We start from the raw sequence: 7,312 nt of genomic DNA on the forward strand, positions 1-7,312 counted from the left end.
CGATCACATCGATGCGATCAGCCGATCGACTCGTTCATCGACAGAGCGGAACGGATCCTTGCACAGGACCGTGCGCTGCGCCTGGTCGTTCAGCTTGAGGTGGACCCAGTCGACGGTGAAATCGCGGCCGGCCTCCTGGGCGGCGGTGATGAAATCGCCACGCAGCTTGGCCCGGGTGGTCTGCGGCGGCGTGGTGACGGCCGCGTCGACCAGGTCGTCCTCGGTGATCCGCTTGGCCAGGCCCTTGCGCTGCAGCAGGTCGAAGACGCCGCGGCCGCGCTTGATGTCGTGATAGGCCAGGTCCAGCTGGGCGATCTTGGGATCGGACAGGTCCATGTTGTAGCGGTCCTGATAGCGCTGGAACAGCTTGCGCTTGATCACCCAGTCGATCTCGGTGTCGACCTTGGCGAAATCCTGCGCCTCGACCGCGTCCAGGGTGCGGCCCCACAGGTCCACGACCGCGTCCACCTGGGGATCGCGCTCGCGGTTGCGCAAGTGCTCGACCGCGCGGGCGTAGTACTCGCGCTGGATGTCCAGCGCGCTGGCCTGCCGCCCACCCGCCAGGCGCACCTGACGACGTCCGGTCAGGTCATGGGAGACCTCGCGGATCGCGCGAATCGGGTTGTCCAGGGCGAAGTCCCGGAACGAGACCCCGGCCTCGATCATCTCGAGGACCAGCGACGCGGTGCCCACCTTGAGCATCGTGGTGGTCTCGGACATGTTCGAATCGCCCACGATCACGTGCAGGCGCCGGTACTTCTCGGCGTCGGCGTGCGGCTCGTCGCGGGTGTTGATGATCGGGCGCGACCGGGTGGTGGCCGAGGAGACGCCCTCCCAGATGTGCTCTGCACGCTGAGACAGGCAGAACGTGGCCGCCTTGGGCGTCTGCAGGATCTTGCCCGCGCCGCAGATCAGCTGGCGGGTGACCAGGAACGGCAGCAGCACATCGGAGATCCGGGAGAATTCACCGGCGCGCACGACCAGGAAGTTCTCGTGGCAGCCGTAGGAGTTGCCCGCGGAGTCGGTGTTGTTCTTGAACAGGTAGATATCACCGCCGATACCCTCCTCCGCCAAGCGCTGCTCGGCGTCGATGAGCAATTCCTCGAGCACCCGCTCACCCGCACGGTCGTGGGTGACAAGTTGCACCAGGCTGTCGCATTCGGCCGTCGCATACTCCGGATGGGAACCGACATCGAGGTAGAGCCGGGCACCGTTGCGGAGGAATACGTTCGAGCTACGGCCCCAGGAAACCACCCGGCGGAACAGATACCGGGCCACCTCGTCAGGACTCAACCGACGGTGGCCGTGGAACGTACACGTGACCCCGAATTCGGTCTCGATCCCCATAATTCGTCGCTGCACACCATCGACATTACAGCTATGGCATGCCCGAAAGTGGCTGTGCGAGCAGAAGGTTGCATACGTCTTCGCAACGATTGTGCGTGCGAAGCATAGCGGTACCTGCCCGACGGGCAAGGCCCCTTACACCCGCTGCCAGCGGGTGTAAGGGGCCTCTTCCGGGCGAAAATATGGGAATCTACGAGTTCGACGGATCTCCGGCCGAGGGGGTCTCCGATTCGCCGGACTCCTCGGATTTCTTGGTCTTGGACTTGCCCTTCGCCGCCTTTTCCTCGTCCGTGCCCGCGGCGAGCAGGGTCTCGAGGGCCGAGCCGGAGATGCGGCGGAACGACCGGCGCGGCCGCAGCTGCTCCAGCGTGGCCACCTCGAGCGAGCGAACGCCCAGTACCCGTTTCTCCTTGTCGGTGCCCTCCGGGGTGCCCTTCTGCAGCGCCTCGACCGCCATTCCGATCGCCGGGCCGAGCTCGAGCCCGGCCCGGTAGGACTCCTTGAGCGCGGAGACGATCGGATCGGTGTTGCCACCCATCACCACGTATTCGCGCTCATCGACGATGGAGCCATCGAAATTGATCCGGTACAACACCGATTCCGGGTCCTGCTCCGGATAGCCGACCTCACCGATGCACAGCTCCACCTCGTAGGGCTTGAGCTGGTCGGTGAAGATCGTGCCGAGCAGGGACGAATACATGTTCGCCAGGCCCCGGCCCGTCACGTCCCGGCGGTCGTACTGGTAACCGCGCAGATCCGCGTTCAGGATGCCGTGCTTGCGCAGGTTCTCGAACTCGTTGTACTTGCCGACCGCGGCGAATCCGACGCGGTCGTACAGCTCGCTCACCTTGTGCAGCGTCGCCGAGGGGTTCTCGGCGACGAACAGCACGCCCTTGTCGTAGACCAGCGCCACGACGCTGCGACCCCGTGCGATGCCCTTGCGCGCAAGGTCGGTCTTGTCGCGCATGATCTGCTCGGCCGACGCGTAGTACGGCAGTGTCATGCTGTCGCACTTCCTTCCTCGATCGCTCGCTCGGCCACGATCGCCTGCGCGATTTCCGCCAGCCGCTCGTCGGAGACCTCATCCGCGCCCTCGGCGTCGATGGTGATCGCCGTCGGGTAGATGCCGCGCATCAGATCCGGCCCGCCGGTGGCGGTGTCGTCGTCGGAGGCGTCCAGCAGGGACTCGACCGCGATGCGCAGGGCGCGATCCTGGTCGATCCCGCGGGCGTAGGTCTTCTTCAGCGACGACTTGGCGAACATCGAGCCCGAGCCCGTGGCCGTGTAGCCGAAACGTTCCTCGCTCCGGCCGCCCACGAGGTCGTAGGAGACGATACGACCGGCCTTGTCCGGGTCGGCCGCATGGTCGTCGTAGCCGACCAGGATCGGCACCACCGCCAGACCCTGCAGGGCCGCGGGGAGGTTGTCACGCACCATCTTCGACAGCTTGTTGGACTTGCCGTCGAAGGTGAGCGACACCCCCTCGATCTTCTCGTAGTACTCCAGCTCGACGGCGAACAACCGGATCATCTCCACCGCCACCCCGGCGGTACCGGCGATGCCGGCCGCCGAGAACGTATCGGTGATGTACACCTTCTCCATGTCCCGGCTGGCCAGCAGGTTGCCCTGGGTGGCCCGGCGGTCGCCCGCGATCAGCACGCCGCCGCGATAGCTGACCGCGACGATGGTGGTGCCGTGCGGAGCGATGTCCTGCGCACCGGCCGCCGCGACGGCCGAGTCGGCGGCGCGCGCAAAACCGTTGCTGGGCAACAGTTCCGGCGCGTGCGAGCGCAGATGCTCAGAGAAGGATGACAGGGCGTACCCCGGTTGGAGCCGCATGGGGTCACCTGGTGTCACTGGCCGCCCTTCTGAACGTACGCGCGAACGAAGTCCTCCGCGTTCTCCTCGAGCACATCGTCGATCTCGTCGAGCAGGTCGTCGGTATCCGCCGCCAGCTTCTCGCGACGCTCCTGCCCGGCCCCATCGCCGCTGGCGTCGCCCTCGTCCTCGTCACCACCACCGGTGCGTTTGGTCTGCTCTTGTGCCATCGCAGCCGACCTCCTCTTAACTGATCATCGGCGAGCACCGGAAAAAGTCCGATGCTCGTTCCTCAACACTACCCAGCGGCGCCGACAACATGCCGGATTACACCGCAATGTGCCCAGGACTCCACCTCGCTAACGCTCGGCTCCGTCCTGCGCACAGCGCGCTGGCTCCTTGGTTCGCTCCGCTCACTCCGCAACGCCGCAGCAGCCATATCACCGCACCGTGGCGGCCGGATTTCGCGTTCGCGGTCCGCGTAGCCGGTCGCCGCTTCCTAGGTGGTGAGCTGCTCGACCAGCTCCGAGGCGGTGTGCACGCCGTCCAAAAGACTTGCAGCCCGACCATGCACGCCTACGTCGTGAGCTGCTCGACCAGCTCCGAGGCGGTCTGCACGCCGTCCAGCAGCTTGCCGACATGAGATTTGGTGCCACGCCGCGGCTCCAGGGTGGGAATCCGCACCAGCGAGTCCCCGCCCAGATCGAAGATCACCGAATCCCAGCTTGCCGCCGCGATATCGGCGCCGAAGCGGCGCAGGCATTCGCCCCGGAAGTAGGCGCGGGTGTCGGTCGGCGGGGCGGTCATCGCGTCGACGACCTGCTGCTCGGACACCAGTCGCTGCATCGAACCCCGCGCCACCAGGCGGTTGTACAGACCCTTGTCCAGGCGCACATCGGAGTACTGCAGGTCCATCAGGTGCAGCTTCGGCGCGGCCCAGCCCAGGCCCTCGCGGTTGCGCATGCCCTCGAGCAGCCGCAGCTTGGCGGGCCAGTCGAGCAGATCGGCGCACTCCATCGGGTCCCGCTCGAGCAGGTCCAGCACGTGCGCCCACTTCTCGACGACATCGGACACGCGCGCGTCGTCGGTGCCCTGGCGGCTGTGGAACTTGGCCACTCGATCCAGATAGATCCGTTGCAGCGCAAGGCCGGTCAGCTCGCGGCCGTCCGCGAGCGCGACGGTGGCCCGCAGCGTGGGATCGTGGCTGATGGCATGGACGGCAGTGACCGGGCGGGCCAGCTGCAGATCCGACAGGTCCTGCCCCGCCTCGATCAGATCCAGCACCAGCGCGGTGGTGCCGACCTTGAGGTAGGTGGACCATTCGGAGAGGTTGGCATCGCCGATGATGACGTGCAGGCGGCGGTACTTGTCGGCGTCGGCGTGCGGCTCGTCGCGGGTGTTGATGATGCCGCGCTTGAGCGTGGTCTCGAGGCCGACCTCGACCTCGATGTAGTCCGCGCGCTGCGAGAGCTGGAATCCGGCCGTGTCGCCGGACTGGCCGATGCCCACGCGTCCGGAGCCGCAGATCACCTGCCGGGAGGCGAAGAACGGGGTCAGGCCCACGATGATCTGATTGAACGGCGTATCGCGGCTCATCAGGTAGTTCTCGTGGGTGCCGTAGGAGGCGCCCTTGCCGTCGACGTTGTTCTTGTACAGCTGCATCCGGGGCGCGCCGGGCACGCTGGAGGCGTAGCGCGCGGCGGCCTCCATCACCCGCTCGCCGGCCTTGTCCCAGACCACCGCGTCCAGGGGGTCGGTGACCTCGGGGGCGGAGTATTCGGGGTGCGCGTGGTCGACGTACAGCCGGGCGCCGTTGGTGAGGATCATGTTGGCCGCGCCGACCTCGTCGGCGTCGATCACCGGGGCGGGCCCGTTGAGGCGTCCGAGATCGAACCCACGAGCATCGCGCAGCGGGGATTCCACCTCGTAGTCCCATCGGGTGCGCTTGGCCCGCGGCACGCCTTCGGCGGCCGCATAGGCCAGCACCGCCTGGGTGGAGGTGAGAATCGGGTTGGCCGAGGGTTCGGTCGGAGTGGAGATCCCGTACTCGACCTCGATTCCGATGATGCGCTGCATAAGTTGAGACTAGGCGACGATCGGCCGTCGGGGGCGGCGGCGGGGTCCGTTGGGTGACACGCGCGGCACCGAATCCGGATTCACACCTGTCGGTGGTGTGTGGGATCGTCATGTGCAGCACAGTGTCATCAGCAGCTCGGTTCGCCAGCGACGATGGGGGTAGCACGTGTCGGTACCGCAAACGGGTGAGATGTCCGGCCACACCGGCCATGCGACGCCGACCGGCCACACCACCTCCCCGCCCGGCGGATCGCCGCTCACCCGCCTGCTGTACAGGTTCTCCACCTACGTGCTCGCGGCACTGCTGGCTCTCGGCCTGATCTTCCAGGGCACGCTGAGCCGCTGGGTGGGTGGGAGCGCGAAACTGCAAACCGCCACAACGATTTTCACCGGAGTCTTCGTCCAGGCAGTGCCCTTCCTGGTGCTCGGCGTCGCCATCAGCGGCGCGATCGTGGCCTTCGTCTCCCCCGAGATGCTGCGGAAACTGCTGCCGCGCAACGAAACCGCGGCCATCGGGGTGGCAGGTCTGGCGGGAATCGCGTTGCCGGGCTGCGAATGTGGAGTGGTGCCGGTATCGCGGCGGCTGATGGATCAGGGCGCACCCGGCGCCGCCGCCTTCGCCTTCCTGCTGTCGGCGCCGGCGGTGAATCCCGTCGTGCTGATCGCCACCGCGGTCGCGTTTCCCGGGCAGCCCGGCATGGTGGCCGCGCGATTCACCGGATCGCTGGCCACCGCCTTCGTCATGGGGTACCTGTGGGCGCGGTTCGGCAGGCCCGAGTGGTTCCGGGCGCGCCCGCACGGCCATGATCACTGCGCCGCCGGCAGGTCCCGGTGGGAGGTCTTCGCCGAGGCCGCCCGGCACGATTTCATGCAGGCCGCGGCGTTCCTCGTAATCGGCGCCATGGCCGCCGCGGCCCTGCACGTGCTGGTTCCGCCGTCCTGGTACCGGGATCTGTCCGGGCAGCTCATCGTCTCGATCGGGGTGATGGCACTGCTGGCCGTGGTGCTGGCGCTGTGCTCGGAGGCCGACGCCTTCGTCGCGTCGAGCATGTCGGCCCTGCCGCTGCTGCCCCGGCTGGTCTTCCTCGTGGTCGGCCCCGCGGTGGATGTGAAATTGTTCGCGATGCAGGCGGGCACCTTCGGGCGGCGGTTCGCGATTCGCTTCGCGCCCATGACATTCGTGGTGGCGACGGTGTGCGGTGCGGCCGCCGGATATCTGTTCGTGGGGGCGCGATGAACCGGGCGGCGCAGAATTTCGTGCTGCTGCTGATCGGTGCGGCGGTGCTCAGGATCTCGCTCGACGGCACGTTTCTGCGGTACGTCAAGCCCGGGCTGCGGCCGTATCTGATCGTCAGCGGGGCCGCACTGCTGCTGCTCGCCGTCGTCGCGATCGTGCGGGACGTGCGCGGTGACGCGGAACCGGACCACCACCCCGGCCGCCCGCAATGGTTGCTGCTGGCGCCGATCGCCGCGTTGCTGATCATCGTTCCGCCCGCCCTGGGCGCGGTCTCCGTGCAGTCCGGGACCACCGCCCAGGCCAGTATCGCCAAACCCGCCGCGGCGACCGCCGGCGACGACGGCAAATTCCCCTTCTCGCCGATGCCGCCCGGCGATGCCCCCACCATCCGCATGTACGACCTGATCGACCGCGCCTCCTACGATTCCAGTGGCGAGCTGGACCGGCGGCAGGTCACCGTGATGGGCTTCGTGGTCCGCACCGACGAGGACGGCAGTCCCCGCCTCGACGGTGGGCACGACGGACTCGACCTGGCCCGCGTCGTCATCACCTGCTGCGTGGCCGACGCCCAGACCCTGCGCATCCACCTCGACGGCCCGGTCACCCCGCTGCCCGACGACACGTGGGTCTCGGTCCAGGGCAGGGTCGTTGCCAACAGCGCCACCCGGGCCGACAACATGACGCCCACCCTCACGGTGACGGAGATGCACACCATCCCTGCCCCCGCCCACGTGTACGGCTAGATGCTGCCCGCGTTCCGGAATCCGCCCTGATCGAACCGGCCCGCACGGGCCGGGTACCTACCGAGAGTCACGCGGGGGTTGACGAAAATAT

The 7,312-nt window shown here is 67.5% G+C and carries 7 protein-coding genes; 2 read left to right on the top strand and 5 right to left on the bottom strand.

Features of this window, described 5'->3' with window-relative positions; genetic code table 11:
• Positions 1 to 3: 3 nt before the first annotated feature.
• The 5 genes from pafA to dop all read right to left on the bottom strand — a co-directional run bounded on the left by pafA (position 4) and on the right by dop (position 5,241).
• On the bottom strand, positions 4 to 1,362 hold the full coding sequence (pafA, locus tag ABH933_RS39325) for a Pup--protein ligase (RefSeq protein ID WP_215916953.1): 1,359 nt from the start codon (positions 1,360 to 1,362) through the stop codon (positions 4 to 6).
• A 175-nt stretch (positions 1,363 to 1,537) separates the two neighbouring features.
• A complete protein-coding gene (prcA, locus tag ABH933_RS39330; RefSeq protein ID WP_429419285.1) occupies positions 1,538 to 2,350 on the bottom strand; it encodes a proteasome subunit alpha in 813 nt (270 codons plus the stop codon).
• On the bottom strand, positions 2,347 to 3,186 hold the full coding sequence (gene prcB, locus ABH933_RS39335) for a proteasome subunit beta (protein WP_429419283.1): 840 nt from the start codon (positions 3,184 to 3,186) through the stop codon (positions 2,347 to 2,349). The genes prcA and prcB overlap by 4 nt, the downstream gene beginning before the upstream one ends.
• A 14-nt stretch (positions 3,187 to 3,200) precedes the next feature.
• Entirely contained in the window at positions 3,201 to 3,395 is a 195-nt protein-coding gene (locus ABH933_RS39340; RefSeq protein WP_429419281.1) for a ubiquitin-like protein Pup, read from the bottom strand.
• Between the two features lie 346 nt (positions 3,396 to 3,741).
• Complete coding sequence (gene dop, locus ABH933_RS39345; protein WP_429419279.1) at positions 3,742 to 5,241, bottom strand: depupylase/deamidase Dop; 1,500 nt, start codon at positions 5,239 to 5,241, stop codon at positions 3,742 to 3,744.
• Positions 5,242 to 5,407: 166 nt separating this feature from the next.
• Between dop and ABH933_RS39350 the strand changes: the two genes are divergently transcribed.
• Both ABH933_RS39350 and ABH933_RS39355 read left to right on the top strand, forming a co-directional pair.
• Positions 5,408 to 6,478 (top strand): permease, encoded by a 1,071-nt coding sequence (locus tag ABH933_RS39350; protein WP_429419277.1) that lies wholly within the window; start codon positions 5,408 to 5,410, stop codon positions 6,476 to 6,478.
• Positions 6,475 to 7,221, top strand: coding sequence for a TIGR03943 family putative permease subunit (locus tag ABH933_RS39355; RefSeq protein ID WP_429419275.1), 747 nt, complete (start codon positions 6,475 to 6,477; stop codon positions 7,219 to 7,221). Before ABH933_RS39350 ends, ABH933_RS39355 begins: the two co-directional genes overlap by 4 nt.
• Positions 7,222 to 7,312: the final 91 nt, after the last annotated feature.

This window comes from Nocardia sp. GP40, assembly GCF_050434125.1.
Taxonomy (GTDB): domain Bacteria; phylum Actinomycetota; class Actinomycetes; order Mycobacteriales; family Mycobacteriaceae; genus Nocardia; species Nocardia albiluteola.

Coding starts and splice junctions, on each gene's coding strand:
- prcA (WP_429419285.1), bottom strand. CDS start 2,350: ATGACACTGCCGTACTACGCGTCGGCCGAGCAGATCATGCGCGACAAG.
- prcB (WP_429419283.1), bottom strand. CDS start 3,186: ATGCGGCTCCAACCGGGGTACGCCCTGTCATCCTTCTCTGAGCATCTG.
- ABH933_RS39340 (WP_429419281.1), bottom strand. CDS start 3,395: ATGGCACAAGAGCAGACCAAACGCACCGGTGGTGGTGACGAGGACGAG.
- dop (WP_429419279.1), bottom strand. CDS start 5,241: ATGCAGCGCATCATCGGAATCGAGGTCGAGTACGGGATCTCCACTCCG.
- ABH933_RS39355 (WP_429419275.1), top strand. CDS start 6,475: ATGAACCGGGCGGCGCAGAATTTCGTGCTGCTGCTGATCGGTGCGGCG.